8 protein-coding genes are annotated in these 16824 nt (G+C 66.9%); all 8 read left to right on the forward strand.

Annotated features, from left to right (window positions below; genetic code table 11):
- The first annotated feature begins 49 nt into the window (after nucleotides 1–49).
- The 8 genes from LWC34_RS26570 to LWC34_RS26605 all read left to right on the forward strand — a co-directional run bounded on the left by LWC34_RS26570 (nucleotide 50) and on the right by LWC34_RS26605 (nucleotide 16732).
- A complete protein-coding gene (locus LWC34_RS26570) occupies nucleotides 50–2944 on the forward strand; it encodes a hypothetical protein (protein ID WP_233728958.1) in 2895 nt (964 codons plus the stop codon).
- On the forward strand, nucleotides 2941–6915 hold the full coding sequence (gene eccCa, locus LWC34_RS26575; RefSeq protein WP_233727859.1) for a type VII secretion protein EccCa: 3975 nt from the start codon (nucleotides 2941–2943) through the stop codon (nucleotides 6913–6915). The genes LWC34_RS26570 and eccCa overlap by 4 nt, the downstream gene beginning before the upstream one ends.
- Complete coding sequence (gene eccD, locus LWC34_RS26580) at nucleotides 6912–8321, forward strand: type VII secretion integral membrane protein EccD (RefSeq protein ID WP_233727860.1); 1410 nt, start codon at nucleotides 6912–6914, stop codon at nucleotides 8319–8321. The genes eccCa and eccD overlap by 4 nt, the downstream gene beginning before the upstream one ends.
- Before the next feature lie 6 nt (nucleotides 8322–8327).
- A complete protein-coding gene (gene eccB, locus LWC34_RS26585; RefSeq protein ID WP_233727861.1) occupies nucleotides 8328–9659 on the forward strand; it encodes a type VII secretion protein EccB in 1332 nt (443 codons plus the stop codon).
- A 15-nt stretch (nucleotides 9660–9674) separates the two neighbouring features.
- Nucleotides 9675–12236, forward strand: a complete 2562-nt coding sequence (locus LWC34_RS26590; protein WP_233727862.1) for a hypothetical protein — start codon at nucleotides 9675–9677, stop codon at nucleotides 12234–12236.
- 16 nt (nucleotides 12237–12252) lie between these two features.
- Complete coding sequence (locus tag LWC34_RS26595; protein WP_233727863.1) at nucleotides 12253–15585, forward strand: right-handed parallel beta-helix repeat-containing protein; 3333 nt, start codon at nucleotides 12253–12255, stop codon at nucleotides 15583–15585.
- A gap of 155 nt (nucleotides 15586–15740) precedes the next feature.
- A complete protein-coding gene (locus LWC34_RS26600) occupies nucleotides 15741–16142 on the forward strand; it encodes a YbaB/EbfC family nucleoid-associated protein (RefSeq protein ID WP_233727864.1) in 402 nt (133 codons plus the stop codon).
- Nucleotides 16139–16732, forward strand: a complete 594-nt coding sequence (locus LWC34_RS26605; RefSeq protein ID WP_233727865.1) for a hypothetical protein — start codon at nucleotides 16139–16141, stop codon at nucleotides 16730–16732. The genes LWC34_RS26600 and LWC34_RS26605 overlap by 4 nt, the downstream gene beginning before the upstream one ends.
- The last annotated feature ends 92 nt before the right edge of the window (nucleotides 16733–16824 follow it).

Genomic DNA, 16824 nt, shown 5'->3' on the forward strand with positions numbered 1-16824 from the left:
GCATCGGCCCTGATTCCCGATAAGCGCAAGCGGTCCAAGGTGAGTGGGTATGCCGGCGACAGGATTCACCGAGAACTCCGACGGGGTGTTCGTCGACCCCAACGCGTCGTTCCAGAACCTCAACGACTTCGAGTCGTGGACGTGGAAGGAGATCCGGGCTGCCATCCTCGGCGGTGCGTCCATGCCGCCGTCGGGTGGCGGAGCCGCGCGGATCGCCGGGCTGATCGATCCGCAGACCTTGTTCACGGCCTCCATGGTCTTCGGGCGGGTGCAGGCCAACTTGGAGCAGCTCGCTGCTCAGATCAGCAAGGCCGCTGGATCGCTCGCTGGCGAAGGCGGCGGGTGGCAAGGGCAGGGAGCGGTCAGCTTCCAGAACGCGATGGACAACTTCGCACTCAAGTTGCGCGCGAAGGCCGAGCAGATCGCCGGTGGCTCGTCCGGAGCGTCGAGTGTGCCGAGCCAGCTGTTCAACAGCGGCAACTATCTGCGATGGGCGCAGGACGTGATCCAGCGCATCGACAAGTACTACGCGACGTGGGTGAACGAGCAGGGCAAGACCAGTAACGGCCTGGCCACCGTCTCGGCGTTCCCTGGACTTCCCGAACAGATGACCAACGACATGAAGCAGGTCATCCGGATCCTAGCGCAGCAGTACAACGTCACCGTCAGCGCCGTCGTTCTGCCTACACCTATCCCGCCGACCCCGGCCGGTGCCACTCCGCCGCCTGGCGCTCCGCCACCTGGTGGTCCTCCGCCTCCGCCGTCGACCGCTGGGAATGGTGGTCCGCCTCCGCCGTCAACTGCTGGGAATGGTGGTCCGCCTCCGCCGTCGACCGCTGGGAATGGTGGTCCGCCTCCGCCGTCAACTGCTGGGAATGGTGGTCCGCCTCCGCCGTCAACTGCTGGGAATGGTGGTCCGCCTCCGCCCTTCAACGTGGGCAACGCCAACGGTGGCCCTGGTGGTGGCGGCCCTGGCAGCGAAAACCGCAGCATCTCCCCGCCACCACCGTTCAACAACGGCGGCATAGGCGGTCCGCCTCCGCCCGGTACTGGTGGTGGCGACACCAACCGTGCTCTCCCACCGCCCGTCGGACCGGGGGGCGGCGGTCCGGGCGGCAATTCCGGGAACAACCGTAGTGGAAACGGTGCGCCGCCGCCGAGGTTGCCGGATCCGCCGTCCATCGGCAACGGACCGCCTGGGAGCAGCAACGGCCCAGGGGGCAACAATCCCGACACGAGCAGAGATGACCGTGGTGGCGGCTTGCCGCCTCCCGTGAACGTGCCCCCGCCGAGTGCGCCGCCTCCGACGTCCGTTCCGCCGCCTGCGAGCGTGCCGCCGCCTGCGAGCGTGCCGCCGCCGTCGAGCGTGGCGCCGCCTGGTGGTGGTGGCGGTGGTGGTGCGCCGCCGCCGTCGTCGTCGAGTGTGCCGCCCCCAGGTGGTGGTGCGCCGCCGCCAGCGAGCGTGCCGCCGGTCAACGTGCCGCCGCCTAACCCGAGTGACTGGGTCGCGGGCGGCGGAAATGGGCCTGGTGGCCTTGATCAGCGCGGTGGCGGTGGAATGCCGCCACCGATGATGCCGCCGGGTGCCGGTGGTGGTGGTCCTGGTGCCGGTGGTGGTGGTGCCGACCGGCCGGACTCGTCCGGTCTGCTCGGTGGTGAGAAGAAGCCTTGGGAGACCAAGGTTCCGCCACCACCCGACCTGGAGAAGCCGCCTACCGGCGGGGGTTCCCAGCCGCCCGGTGGCAAACCAGCCGACTGGGCTGCCGGTGGTGGTCCGGGTGGCTCCGGTACCGATCAGGACAGGGGTCCTGGCCTGCCGCCGCCGGTGAACCTGCCGGAGGGCACGCCACCGCCGACGTCAGCGGTGCCACCGCCCGGGGCCGTTCCGTCGCCTGGTGCGGGTGTGCCGCCGCCGATGATGCCGCCGGGTGCCGGGGCTGGTGGGGGTGGTGGTGGTGGTGCTGATCGGCCGGATTCGTCCGGTCTGCTCGGTGGTGAGAAGAAGCCTTGGGAGGTCACGGGTTCGGACGGGAAGACGGGTGGTCCGAGTGCTGATTTCGGTGCGTTGTCGCCGGACAAGCCGGAGGACTGGGCTACGAGTCCCGATGGTGTGACTGCCAGTGGTGGGCCGCCGATGATGCCGCCGCCAGGTGCGGGGGCTGGCGCTGGTGCCGGTGGTGCTGATCGGCCGGATTCGTCTGGCTTGCTCGGTGGTGAGACGAAGCCTTGGCAGACCAGGGATTCCTACGGGGTCACACCGGTCGCGCCGGACGGCGCGGTGGCGTCGGACGAGCCCGAGGAGTGGGCTGCGGGCCCGCTTCCGTCCAATGCGGACGGTGGACCGGTCGTTCCGGTGCTGCCGCCGGTGACTCCGCCACCGGCAGGGGCAGGTACAAGCGCGGCGCCGCGGCCGGGATCGGCCGGGTTGTTCGGTGGCGAAAAGACGTCGTGGTCGCCTGCCGGGGCATCCGAACCGGCCGCGCCGGACGTCCCTGTTCACAAGGAGCCGACACGCGCCGGTATCGACGCGGTGCCGGTCGTGCGGGTGCCGGACACGAAGGAGGACACGTCAGCGTGGGACGTGGGCACGTTGGCCTTCCTTCCGTTCGCCGCTTCGCTCGCGGTGCGCGACCGGAAGAAGACCGAGGAGACCGTGACCACCGACTACGTGATGCGGACCACCGAGCCGTGGGAGGACCAGACCTTCCAGCGCTGGCAGCCGGGCGAGGACTCCAAGATCGTTGAGGTGGAACCGATCTACTGCAGTGCCGAGGAGCGGCCGGAGCTGATCGAGGACGAGCACGAAAAACCAGACGATGACGACGAGTCCGACGAGCCGGACGAGGAAGAAGAGGGCGAGCGCGTCATCGCCGATCTGCTGAGTCAGGACGACTCGGCGTGGATCGGCAAGGGCGGCGTCAACGCCAAGGGAGTCATTGAATGACAACGGTCACCGTCAAGCGCGGCCCACGGGTCGCTGGGCCACCGGTGCCCAGCGGCCAGGTGGAGTTGCAGGAACCACCAGTGGTGGCCGAGCCCGCGCCACGCGACATGTTGTCGCTGTTGATGTTCCTGCCCATGGGTATGGGCGGGTTCGTGATGATCCTCGCCTTCTCCGGCGCCGCGGGCACTTCGCCCTTCATCTACATGATGGGTGGTGCCATGGGCATCGCCATGATCAGTATGGGGCTCGGCCAGATGGGCCGGGCCGGTTCGGAGCGCAAACGCAAGATGGCCGGCGAACGCAGGGACTACCTGCGCTACATCGGTCAGCTGCGGACCAAAGCCCGTGACAGCGCGGACGAACAGCGCCTCGCGGTCGGCTGGGATAACCCAGATCCCGCGTGGTTGTGGCACATCGCCGAAGGGCCGCGGCTGTGGGAACGGCGGGCAGGCCACGAGGATTTCGGCCGGGTACGCATCGGGCTTGGCACGCAGCTGGCTGCCCTCGAGTTCGTCCCGCCGACCACCAAGCCGATCGAGGATCTCGAGCCGCTGTCGGCGATCTCCTTGCGGCGCTTCAGCGAGACGTACCGGACAGTGTCGGGTATCCCTATCGCCGTCGGCCTGCGCAGCTTCACCAGCATCGAGTTCGCTGGTGACCTCGTTCCGTCGGTAGCGCTGGCCAGAGCGATCCTCGCTCAGCTGATGACGTTCCACGCCCCCGACGAACTGCGCATCGCGGTGCTCACCACCGAGGAGTGCCGCGGCGAGTGGGATTGGATCAAGTGGGCACCGCACAACGCCCATCCGACGGCGCGTGACGGTGCCGGGCCGTTGCGGATGCTGGCTTGTGATCACGACGAGCTGATGGAACTGCTCGGCGTGGAGATCACCGACCGCACCCCGCACGACAAGTCGGTCTCGCCAAGTTCTTCCGAGCCTTTCGTGGTTGTCGTCGTGCACCTCGCTTCGATCCCGGATTCGTCCAGGTTGCTCGACGTGGGGTTGCGCAACGTGGTCCTGCTCGACATCACGGGCATGCTGCCCGGTGGCGAGAAGGTGTTGCGGCTCACCGCGACCGAGGACCGCGTCGAGTTCCCCACCGGTGACGAGACGGGCACGGCCACGCGCGACGCGCTCGGGCTGACCGAGATCGAGCAACTCGCCCGCATCCTGGCACCGAGACGCACAAGCGGGACGGTCGAACTGGTCGAACGTCCGCTGGAGAGCGACTTCGAGCTGACCACCCTGCTCGGCATCCGGGACGTGCACACCTTTGACGTCCCAGGCCTGTGGCGGCCAAGGCAGGCGCAACGAGCCCGGCTCGCCGTTCCCGTCGGTGTCACGGAGGACGGCGAGGTCGTCGAGCTCGACCTGAAGGAGTCCGCACAGGGCGGAATGGGTCCGCACGGGATGCTGATCGGCGCGACCGGCTCCGGCAAGAGCGAGCTGCTGCGCACGCTTGTGCTCGGGCTGGCCGCGACGCACTCGTCGGAGATCCTGAACTTCGTCCTCGTCGACTTCAAGGGCGGCGCGACCTTCCTCGGCATGGACAAGCTGTCGCACACCTCGGCCGTGATCACCAACCTCGCCGACGAGCTGCCGTTGGTCGACCGGATGCAGGACTCACTCAACGGTGAGATGACGCGCAGGCAGGAACTGCTCAGGCAGAGCGGGTATCCATCGCAGTTCGAGTACGAGAAAGCCCGTGCCGCTGGCGAACAGCTCGTGCCGTTCCCCACGCTGCTGCTGGTTGTCGACGAGTTCAGCGAGCTGCTCGGCAGCAAACCGGAGTTCATGGACCTGTTCGTCTCGGTCGGCAGGCTCGGTCGCAGTCTCGGCGTGCACCTGCTGCTGGCTTCCCAGCGACTGGACGAAGGCCGGATCCATCGCGTGGAAGGCCACCTATCGTACCGGATCGCGCTGAAAACGTTCTCGTCGATGGAGTCGCGCAGCGTCATCGGTGTCGCGAGCGCCTACGAGCTGCCATCCGAACCCGGCAACGGGTATTTGAAGATCGACACCACGAACCTGGTGCGGTTCAAGGCCGCGTACGTGTCCGGCCCGGTGCCTGTCGCCAAGGAACAAACCCAGGGGCCTGCTCAGGTCGCGCCACCGGACGTGGTTCCGTTCATCACAGACGCGCACCCACGCCGCAAGCTGATCGCCGCGCTGACCAGCTCCGAGGAGGAGCCTGCCGAGCAGCCGGGCACGGCACAGCAGCCAGGCGCGACGATGTCATTGGCCGAGGCGTTCATCGCCCGGCTCAACGGTTCCGGTCCCTCGGCGCGCCAGGTCTGGCTGCCGCCGCTCGCCGAGTCGCCGAGCCTCGACTCGTTGCTGCCGGGCGTTCTGCCGGATCCTGTGCGAGGCATGATTGTCGAGGAGCCAGGGGTTCGTGGCGGGTTGCGTGCCCCAGTCGCCGTGATCGACCGGCCGTACGAGCAGGTGCGTGAACTTCTGGTGGCTGATCTGTCCGGTGCGGACGGTCACGTCGCGGTGGTCGGTGCTCCGCAGTCGGGCAAGTCGACTCTGCTGCGTACTTTGGTGTTGTCGCTCGCGATGACGCACACGCCGGACGAGGTCCAGTTCTACGGCTTGGACTTCGGTGGCGGCGGCATCATGTCGATCAGTGGCCTGCCGCATGTCGGCTCGGTGGCCACCAGGCTCGAACACGACCGGGTTGTCCGCACGATCGCCGAAGTGTCGCAGGTGATGGAGTTCCGCGAGCACGAGTTCGCCAACCGCGGGCTTGAATCGATGAACGCGTACCGTGCCGCGCGCCGCGACGGCCAGATCAACGATCCGTACGGCGATGTGTTCCTTGTCGTCGACGGCTGGTTCACGCTCCGGCAGGACTTCCAGGACCTGGAAGCCAAGATCAACGAACTGGCCGCGCGTGGCCTGTCGTTCGGCATCCACGTGGTGATCGCGTCCAACCGGTGGTCGGAGATCCGGCCCGCGTTGCGGGACATGCTCGGTACCCGTTACGAGCTGCGGCTTGGCGATCCGATGGAATCCGACGTCGGATCGCGGAAAGCCGCGACGGTGCCGTCACAACCGGGACGTGGCCTCACGTCGGAAGGACTGCACTTCCTCGGCGCGCTGCCGAGGATGGACGGCAGCTCCACATTGGACGATCTGCCGACCGCGACGAAGGCGGTTTCCGAGGAGGCGGCGACGTTCTGGCCGGGCCGCCGCGCCCCAGAGGTCCGGATGCTGCCTATGCAACTGCCTGCCGCGCAGCTGCCACCCGCCGAAGGTGACGTACGGGTCTGCGTCGGCTTTGACGAACAACGGCTGCTGCCCGTGTGGCACGACTTCGAAGCGACGCCGCACATGCTCGCCTTCGGTGACAACGAGACAGGCAAGACGAACGCGCTCAAACTCGTGCTGTCCTCGGTGATGCGGCACTACGGGCCGCAGCAGGCGAAGATCGTGCTCGGCGACCCGAACCGGCAGCTGGACAGCCACGTGCCCGAGGAGTACCGGGTCGGGTACGCGATCACCAGCGAGTCACTGCGTGACCTGTGCGCCAAGGCTGCCGTGTCGATGAACAGGCGGGTGCCGGGCCAGGACATCGGCCCTGAGCGGCTGCGGCTGCGGGACTGGTGGGAAGGACCGCAGGTGTTCATCGCGGTCGACGACTACGAGCTGTTCGCCTCGCCTGGCTCACTGTCGCCGCTCGATCCGCTGATGCCGCTGCTCGCCCAGGGTGTCCACATCGGACTGCACTTGTTGGTCGCCCGCACCTCCTCAAGCGCGCACCGGGCCATGATGGATCCGGTGATCCGCCGGATGTGGGAACTCGGCACGCCCGCCCTGCTCTTCTCGTATCCCAAGGAAGAAGGCAGGTTCCTCGGCGAGGCTGTGCCACGCAGGCTGGTGGCGGGCCGGGCGCAGCTGGTGACAAGGCGTGGCATCAAGCTCATCCAGACCGGACTGGTCGAAGCACAACGGGAGTGGAAATGACCAGCGTCCAGCCGGCCGAACTGTGCCGGATCACGGTGTACGGCCCAGCCGGCCGTGCGGATCTCGCCGTGCCGGTTTCCATACCGGTCGCGGCGCTGCTGCCGGTGCTTGTCAAGCACACCACCGACCAGAGCACCCGCCGGGCGCCCGCGGGCCCGCCAGGAGCCTGGGTGGTGCAACGGCTCGGCGAGCCGCCGATGGACGCCGGTGCCACCCCGGAAGCGCTCGACTGGCTCGACGGTGAGGTCCTGTACCTGCGGCCGACCGAGAACCCCATGCCGGACATGGACTTCGACGATCTCGCCGAAGGCATGGCCAACTCGGTCAACCGGCAAAAGAACCGATGGACACCGGAACTGGGCCGGTGGGTGTTCCTAGCGTTGACGGCCGGTGTGCTTGTGGCCATGACCATGCTGCTGCTGGACTACCCGATCGCGTCCTCGGTCACGATTTCCGCTCTGTCACTGGGAGTCGTGCTGGTGACAGTGTGCATTGTGTCCGGTGTGGTGACCACGGACCGGGCGTTGGTCGTGGTGATCGGCGTGCCTGGCTGCCTGCTGATCGGGCTGGCGACGATGACCGGCCTGTTCGACGTGCCGAGCGCGCTTGATCTGCAACCGGTTCCCGTGCGGCTCGGCGGTCTCGCGGTCGCCGTTGTCGCGGCGTGCATCCTGATGGCACGGTACTTCTGGATCCCGTTGATCCCGATAACGCCGTTCGCCATTCTCGCGGCCGCGGGCCTTGTCGCGCTGGTCGGGCTGTGGCCCTTCACCAGTGGCTGGCTTGATCCCGTGCAGACCGCGGGTGTCGTCGGCACGGTCCTGCTCGGCTTCGTCTACTACGCGCCCCGGCTGGCCGTCCGGATGAGCAGGCTGCGCGGCCCGCAGTTGCCGCGCAAGGCCGAGGAGATGCAGTACGACATCGACCCGTTGCCCGCGGCTAGCGTCATCGACGGCACACGCAACGCCGATCGGATGTTGACCGTCCTGGTTGTGGTCGCGTCCACAGTCTTCGGATTGTCCTACCAGACATTGTTCGACGCACCGGGATGGGCGCCGATGACGCTCGGGATCCTCTTCACGATCTCGATGCTGGTCCGGTCGGCCTCCTTCTTCGGTGCACTGCAACGGATCGCGCTGATCACCTCGGGGATGGCCGGTGTGGTCCTGCTGGTGACTTCGTTCGGGTCGACCATGACACCGGGATGGCGGACCGTCGCGGTGGTGTGCCTGGGGATCGTGGTGGTGGCGTTGGTGTTCGCGGCGTTGCGTCCGCCGCACCGCAGGCTGGTTCCGGTGTGGGTGCAGCGGTCGAACTGGATCGAATCGATCGCGGCGATCGCGGCGATCCCGGTGCTGTTGCAGATCCTTGGTGTGTACGCCTGGGCCCGCGGTCTGGCTGGGTGACGCGGGATGCAGACGCAGAAGGACCACGTACACGCCTACCAGTTCATGATGCGGCGGATGGACACGGCGTTCGTGACCGGTGACCCGGACGAGCACGAGACGCCGGGCCGCAGGCAGTGGAACGGCCTGCTGATCGGCCTGGTGGTCGCCCTGCTCGTCGGAGTCGGGTTCGGTGTGTACGGGCTGATCCGGCCGGGCGGCAACACCGCGTGGACGATCCCCGGCGCGATCCTGATGGAGAAGGAGTCAGGCGTCCGGTACGTGATGATCAACGGAGTGCTGCGGCCGACGCCGAACCAGGCGTCAGCCATGTTGATCCAGGGGCAGCGGGCGACGATGCACTCGATCTCACGGTCGTCGCTCGGTGATCTGCCGCGCGGGTCACTGATCGGCATCCGCGGCGCGCCAGACGCCGTGCCCGCGCCCGGTTCGCTGCTTCCTGGGCGCTGGTTGCTCTGTCCGGCAACCGGCGGTGGATTGAGCGTGAACATGGACGACCAAGCGCTGATCGATGCCGTTCCGGACGACCGGTACGTACCGGTCGAGGCGCCGAACGGAGCTCTCTACCTGGTCTGGCGGGGCACCAAGTACCGGCTGCCGGATGTGCAGAGCCGGGTGGCACTCGGCTTGACAACGACGCTTCCGGTCAAGGCGAACGATCTCTGGCTGGGGCTGATCCCGGAAGGGGCTGCCCTCAATGCCGCCGTCATCCCGCAGGCTGGCAGGGACGGGCTGGAAATCGCTGGGCAGCGCAGGAAAGTCGGCGACCTGTTCGTCCACAAACCTGCGAACGGCACCGAACAGCACTACGTGTTGCGCGCCGACGGTCTCGCCTCCATGTCGGTCACCGAATATGCCTTGCTTGCCGCCCATTCGGCCCGCCCCGCTGTCCAGATCGACGCCTCAGCTGTCGTCTCCGCACGGTTCTCGCCGGATCCGACCCTGCTGAACCGGTTGCCGGACTTGGTGCCGCAGCGCGCGTTCGACCCGTTCACGGGCGGTCCGTGCATCCAGCAGATCGGGACCGGCGCGGACGTCATCACCTCCGGGGTCGTGATCGCGCAGGGTGCGGCGAACTGGCCATCGGTGGACACGTTCGGCGCACTCGTGCGGCCGACTCGCGGCACGTTCGTCGCGGAGGTGCCGCTTGCGGACAAGCAACGGGTGCCCAACCGATACCTGATCACCGACCAGGGCAAGCGGTACTTCATTCCGGACAACGACTCCATCACGGCGCTCGGCCTCAGCGGTATGCAACCCGTGCCGATGAGAACCGAGGTGCTTTCGATGATCCCAGCCGGTCCCGCGCTCACGCGCACGGCCGTGGTTAGCGAGTAAGAGAGGAAGACGGCGATGCCACTACTGACGCGCCACACGGACTCAAGCGACGCGGACCTGGCGAAGCATGTCGTCGGGAACGCGTTGGTGATCTACCCCGCAGGGCGGATGACCCGCGAGACCCAGGAACTGGCGTTGGCGGTGGCCGCCGACGAAGAGCACGACCTCGTTGTCGTCGACTTGCCTGCCGGCTCACCGATCACGATGTGGGAGGCCGTAGCGACGGCCCTGCCCCGCCGCGGGCGTGGCGTGCGGCTGGTCATCGGCGGCCGGTCAAGGGAAACCACCGCGCTCGCCGGGCACTGGCTTGCCCAGCGGTTGGGACGGACGGTGCTCGCGCCGGACGGCCCGGTGATCCGCGGGGCAGGCGGCTCGCTGTTCGTCCACGCCGGACAGAGCAGTGGCTGGGTGCGGTTTCACCCCGGCCGTCCGCCTCGCTGGGAAGCCAAGCGGTTCCCCCGGCCGAGCTGGGACTCCACCGTGATGTCGGAGAACTTCCCGACCAGTGCCCGCGGTATCGCCGAACCGCTGCCAGGCGGTGTGTGGATCCGGCCAGCTGGGGACGACCCGCTGTTGCAGCACAACCGGATGCAGATCATCGAGGCCATGCCGTGCCAGCAGGACGTGATCGGCGTCGTGCTCGGCAGCCCAGGCGGTATCCCGCTGAACATGGACGACATCGTCCGGTTCTGGCGTGAGCTGCCGGATGGCACCAAGGCGAAGCTCCGGTTCATCCACTATGGACCGATGTCGATCCCGCGTGGCGCGGTGCTCGGTCAGATGATCGCGGACGTGCTGAAGCACGAGATCGTCTGCTACACCGGGATGCCAACGGGAGTCGCCGCGGAGCCGGACATCCGTACCGTGGTCGGCGACGGCACCTTCGGCTGGTACTCGTTCGCGAGGGAACTGGCCTACCGGCCAGCCAAGGACGGTGAGGAAGCACCGGCTCCCAGGATCATCAGCCACCGTCTGCCGGTGGCCGGCGCGCAGGAAGTGGCGCCAGAGGTCTACTGGTACTCGATCGACGCGGTCGTCGAGGTCGTCCAGTCGGGCCTGCTCCTGCGTCCGCCAACACCGACGCCGCACACCGATGCCATTCGTGCCATTCCGCTTGACCCTGGCACGCACAACCTGACGTACGACGCGGTCGACGATCGCGACCTTGAGCGGATGCGTTACCTGGCCGAGGATCTGCAGCAGCGCTTGGACAAGACCACCCGGTTGGTGAGCCGGATCGTGCATGCCGTTGAGAGCATCGGTGCACAGTCGGCTGTTCGGCCGGTCGGCATCGCGCAGCAGCAGATCGAACCGAGCACGACCGTCGACTGGTTCGCTGGCGAGCTTGAGCAGGAGGCCACGGCTGAGCCGGTCGGCGGGATCGGCTACGAGGCCGAGGTCACGTCGGTGCTCTGGCCGTCCCCGCGCCCACGTCGGCCAGCGATTCCGGCAGCGACGGCGGCTCCTATCCGGTTGGAGAGCTCGCCGACGCCGGGCCCTGCATCGATGGGGCCTGCATCGACGGGTGCTGGGTCGATGGCACCGCAGCTGCCGGATCTGCCCGCGGTCGCGGCGGTCGCAGCGCCGGACGGGCCGCTTGACTCCGCTGCTGTGTCCGCTGCTACTGGGTCCACTGTGGAGGAAGTGCCGGTCGAGTCCCTTGAACTGTCCGTGCCGGCGGTCGTGTCCGTCGAGTTGCCGGATCTTCCCGTCGAGCAGGCGGGATCCGAGATCCAGGAAACCTCGGCTCCGGCGAAGGAGCGTGCTGACGCGCGGATCCAGCCGGTTCCCGAGCCGGAGGCTTCGGCCTTGCTGGCCAAGCGCGGAATCGATGACGAACGTGCGTGGCTGCGGCGCACGTTGGCTTCGGAGTTCGGCACGATGTCAACGGCTGTGGCGCGGGTCCTGTCGCAACACCCAGGATTCCAGGGAGCCCTGTCCCGGTCCTCAGCCCAGGTGCTGACCGATGCCGTGGCGGTGCAGCTGTACCTGTCCGGGCACGGCGAAGACGTGGATCGCGCCTTGCGCACCGGCGCCGTCGGTCCGCACGTTCCGTTCGCCCGGTGTGTCGTCGCTGGCCTGAGCAGGTTGCCGTCACACCGTGGACCGGCTGTGTTCACGACTTCGCCGTCGGAGCAGGAACTGGATCTCTACCGGAACCGGAAACTGATCACCGAGTGGGGTTTCCTGCACGCACTGGTCGGTCCCTGCGCCGAACAGCAGGGCACGACGGATGTCCTGGTCTGGTCGATGACTGCCCGGCGCACCAAGTTGTTGGAGGCCAGCGAGAACGGGGTGGCCGACCGGGTGTTGTTCGTGCCGGGAACCAGTTTCAAGGTGCTGGAGATCACCGAGGCGGACGAGTCCGGTCGCGGGCGGGTGCTGCTGCGTGAGCTGACCGCGGTGGAGATCGACGAGGACGGCCGGGTGGACCAGAACCGGGTGTCGCTCGATGAGCTCGCGCTGAACTCGTTGCACCGCCAGGTGGACAAGTGGGCCGGGACCGGGCCGGTCACCCGGGTGGGTCCAGCGGCGGCACACCGGTTCGGTGCGTTGCCTGGACTGCTGGTCGACTGAGAAAGGCGTTGAACCGATGAATCGTCAGCTGCTCGTGGTCGGAGAGGACCATCAGGGCGCGTTCCCCACGATCGGTGTGGCGCTGGACAACGCCAGGCCCGGCGCGACCATCAACGTCCAACCTGGACGGTACGAGGAGAACCTCGTCGTCACGAAGCTGGTCACGCTGACGGCCGCGGAAGGCCGTGGCACCGTCGAGGTGTTCGCGCGGCAGGGAAGCGTGCTCGTGGCCAACGCCGAGGCTGTGCAACTCAACGGACTGATTCTGACGTGTGACGACAGTGAACTCGCCGCTGTGGACGTGGTGCGTGGTGAGGTCGCGATGGACAGCTGCGAGGCCGGTGGTGCCTCGTGGGCGACGATGTACACCCGTGGGACCGGTTCGCTGGCACTGCGCGGCTGCACTGTGCGCAGCACCGGCGGTGCTGGCTTGGTCATCGCGTCACCCAAGCAGAGCACAGTGGAGGACACGGAGATCCTCGAAGCGGCGTCGTCCGCGGTCGTGGTGGCCGAGCAGGGATCACTGGTGCTCCGGCGGTGTTCGATCATCCGCCCGCAGGGCAACGGGATCTGCGTCAATGGCGACGGTTCGGTACTCGTCGAGCAGAGTGAGATCAGTGGTGCGGCCAAGCCAGCCGTCGTCGCCGAGCAGCAGGGTGCGGTGAAGGTGCGCGGCCTGAGCGTCACCGGCAGTGCAAATGTCGATCTGTACCTGATCAGCAAGGGCGAGGTGCAGATCAGCGAATCCCGGTTCACCGGCGCAGCCGTGCAGTCCGTGCACGTGGCCGGTGGCAGCTCGCCGACCTTGAGCGGGTGTGACTTCGTCGGCGCCGAACGCAACGCGGTGCAAGTCACCGGGGGATCGTCGCCCCGGTTCGTTGACTGCGGTGTAGCCGATTCACCCTTGGGTGTCCTTGTCGACGAACGCAGTTCGCCCCGGTTCGAGCGCTTGACGGTACGCGGCTTCGAGCAGGCCATCACGCTCACCGACGAGTCGCAAGTCCAGTTCAGCGGGGTGCGAATCGGCAACGGCCGCGGTCCTGGCCTGCTGATCAAGCAGCGTGGCCAGATCCGGCTTGGCGACGCGGAAATCGACTCGGCGGGCTTCGCCGCCATCGACGCGTCGGAATCCGCCCGCGTCGAGTTGCGTGACGTCCGGATCACCGCGAAGACCGAGGCAGCGATCGCGCTCGCCGAGAACGTGCGCGCGAAAATGTCGTCCATGTTGCTACGTGGTGGCGGCATCCGGGCCACCGCGGGAACAGAGATCTCATTGCGGGACAGTGAAATCGTCGAATCGCCTGGACACGGGATCGACCTCGCCGACGGTGCGTCCGCGGACATCGCACAGTGCCGGGTCCGCTCGGCACAGCGAAATGGCGTCAACGTGGATCCCGGTGTCACCGCGAGCTTCAGCGACTGCGAGGTCATTGGTAGTGGCAGGGACGGGTTCAGCCTGGACACCCGCGAGCAGGTACTGGTACGCCGATGTGTGATCCGCGACAGCGGTGGCGTGCCGATCCGCCGGTTCGGCGATCACGACCAGGTGACCGTTGAAGAGCCCGCGAACCAGCAGCAGGCCGCTCCGGCGTCCACTTCGGTCAGTGAGCTGGTGACGGCCGAACGGGAACCGGCAGGGGAACCTGAAGGGGGCAACCAGCTTTCCGACGCGGCGGGGCAGCTCTCGGGACCACTGGCCGAACTGGAGACGCTCGTCGGTCTCGCCGGAGTGAAGCGTGAGGTCGTCGGCCTGATCAACCTGATCAAGATGTCGGAGACCCGCAAGAAGCTCGGGTTGCCGATGCCGCCGATGAGCAGGCACCTTGTGTTTGCGGGCCCGCCAGGTACCGGTAAGACCACGGTCGCCCGGTTGTACGGCACGGTGCTCGCCGAGCTCGGCGTGCTCGCCAAGGGACACATGATCGAAGTGGCCAGGGCGGATCTGGTCGGGCAGTACATCGGGTCGACGGCGATCAAGACGACCGAAGTTGTGCAGAAGGCCATTGGCGGTGTGCTGTTCATCGACGAGGCCTACACGTTGTCGGCGCCGACCGGTGGCAACGGGCCGGACTTCGGCCAGGAGGCCATCGACGCGCTGATGAAGATCATGGAAGACCAGCGCGACGAGCTTGTGGTGATCGTCGCAGGGTACTCCGAGCTGATGGAGAAGTTCCTGGCGTCCAACCCGGGTCTCGCCTCCCGCTTTACCCGCACGATCGAGTTCCCCAACTACAGCGTGGACGAACTCGTGACCATCACGACCGGACTGTGCCACAAGCATTACTACGAACTGACCGAGGACGGGCTGCAGGCACTCACCACGTACTTCGAGCGGGTGCCGAAGAACGACACCTTCGGAAACGGTCGTGTCGCGCGCAAACTGTTCGAGGCGATGGTGAACAACCAGGCATCGCGGCTGGCGATGTCACCACCAAGCAAGGACTCCGAGCTCAACCGGTTGACCGCGGCCGACCTGCGTCCAGAGCTCGAACAGCTGGCAGAAGTGGCGCCTGCCGCCGACCGCGTCACCGCGACCGCCGACCCGGTCGCCGTTGTCAAGGCCAGCAACGGATGGCGACGCCTTGACGGGCTCGTCGGCCAGGTGTCGTTGCTCAACACCGTGCGATCAAGCCTGCTGCGAATCAGTGAATTCAAGTCGACGGGACGGCTGACGGCGCACGCGGCCAACGTTGTCATCGGCGGAAGGCGAGGTAGCGGTCGTCATCAGCTCGCCCGCCTCTATGCGCAGTGTATGTCCGAAGTGGACATTGTGAAGTCCGGTCACGTCGTTCCGGTCGCGATTGAGGGCAAACTCCGTCCACAGTGGCCCGGCCAGGCGGAGAGCCTGGTACGTGGCGCCTTCGAGGAAGCCAGCGGTGGTGTCCTGGTACTGGACATGGACGGCGGAGGGCACATCCTTGACAACGACGAGGACCTTGAGGTGATCGAGGTCCTCGTCGGGGCGATGCTGCGCAATCCGGTTGACCCGGTCGTCGTGATGCTTGGCACGCCGGACCGGTTGGTCCCGTTGTTCGAGGACATCCCGGTGCTTGCGGAGTTCTTCCTCCAGGGCTGGGACTTCGCCGAGTACACAGTGGATGAACTGACCGAGATCGCCGTCCGCGAGCTGGTCAAGACCGGTCACGAGGTACCGGACGAAGTACGTGCCGGAATGGCCAGCCGAATTGCCACAGTGGACGGTCCGACCGCCTACGCCGCCCGCCAGCTGGCACGAACGCTGGCACGTACGGCGGCCTCGCGCACATTGACAGTTGCGGACGTCCCTGGCAACAGGCCCGGCACGGTCAATGAGCTGCCGATCACGAATGGACTGGTGCCGACTGGCTGAGCCCGTTTTATGCTGCGCCCGTTTTGTACTGGTTTCATGTATCTGATCAAGCAAGAGCCGGAAAGACACCCGGAGAAGGTGATTGAGGGCATCTTTCTTGTTCATTGACTGGCGTGGTCGTCTACTTGTCCGGACAGTTGATTGAGGTGATAGATGTGTCTTCACTGGAAGAGCAGCTCCAGCAAGCCTTCGACGAGTTCGAGCGAAGGCGTGGTGTCGCTGTGGACATACACCGGCAGCTGGCCGAGATCGAGGTGACGGTCACCGCGCCGCGCAACGTCGTCTCGGTGACTGTTGGTCAACACGGCCAGGTTCGGAGCGTGCAGTTCCCGACGACGGCGTACCGGAGGCTGACCCCGTCGGAGCTCGCCGCGACGGTGATGGACACCATCGCCAAGGCGCAGGCGGAATCCCGTGACAAGATGGCCGAGTTGATGGCTCCCATGACGCCGCCAGGGTTCGACCTGAAGGCCATGATGGACGGTACGGCCAACCTGGATGCGCTGTTGCCGAAGGACTTCGACGGCTCAGGCTTCTTCGAGAGGCCGACGGCATGAGCGGCGGCGAGATCAGGGCAAGCATCCCCGCCCTCCGGACCTACATGCCGGGGTTCGATGACACGGCGGATTACATCGAGGCTTCGATCGACCCGTTGCGGTCAGCGCCGGGCGGTGTCACCGGCGGGCAGTACATTTATGGCGACGACGACAACGGCAAGAAGTTCGCCGCGGATTTCGCCAGTTCCGGCGGTGAGATGGAAGACTTGCATGGCGGTTGGGCCAGGGACTATCGGGCCATCGCGGGCAAGGTCAAGGCGATGGTCGACATCCTTGAGAACAACGAGGACAACAACGTCCGTTTGGCGGGCGCGCTCATGTCACCGTTCGGCGATACTTCCGGCGGTGGCGGTGGCGGTGGCGGTGGCGGTGGCGGTGGCGGTGGCGGTGGCGGTGGCGGCAATCCGCCTATGACGCGCTGGAGTGGTTCGTACGAGCCGATTCCGGCCGAGCCCGCGGCGCACCGCGCGCTGTTGTCGGATGCGGGCGCCGAGGCGGTTCCGGTGACAAAAGCCTCGGCTATGGAGCCGTTCTTGAGCAATACGGAAACGAAGCGAGCGAGTGCGCAGGTAGAGCCTCGCGAGAAATGATCCCCTGAGCACGCGAAGGTGGTGTGCCGTGCGGGTTTCCTGCGTTCCGGCGGCTGGAAGCGCCACCTGCGCGGTGATGGAGACCAGTTGTT

The organism is Kibdelosporangium philippinense (genome assembly GCF_021390435.2).
Taxonomy (GTDB): Bacteria; Actinomycetota; Actinomycetes; order Mycobacteriales; family Pseudonocardiaceae; genus Kibdelosporangium; species Kibdelosporangium philippinense.

Coding starts and splice junctions, on each gene's coding strand:
- LWC34_RS26605 (WP_233727865.1), top strand. CDS start 16,139: ATGAGCGGCGGCGAGATCAGGGCAAGCATCCCCGCCCTCCGGACCTAC.
- eccD (WP_233727860.1), top strand. CDS start 6,912: ATGACCAGCGTCCAGCCGGCCGAACTGTGCCGGATCACGGTGTACGGC.
- LWC34_RS26595 (WP_233727863.1), top strand. CDS start 12,253: ATGAATCGTCAGCTGCTCGTGGTCGGAGAGGACCATCAGGGCGCGTTC.
- eccB (WP_233727861.1), top strand. CDS start 8,328: ATGCAGACGCAGAAGGACCACGTACACGCCTACCAGTTCATGATGCGG.
- LWC34_RS26570 (WP_233728958.1), top strand. CDS start 50: ATGCCGGCGACAGGATTCACCGAGAACTCCGACGGGGTGTTCGTCGAC.
- LWC34_RS26590 (WP_233727862.1), top strand. CDS start 9,675: ATGCCACTACTGACGCGCCACACGGACTCAAGCGACGCGGACCTGGCG.
- eccCa (WP_233727859.1), top strand. CDS start 2,941: ATGACAACGGTCACCGTCAAGCGCGGCCCACGGGTCGCTGGGCCACCG.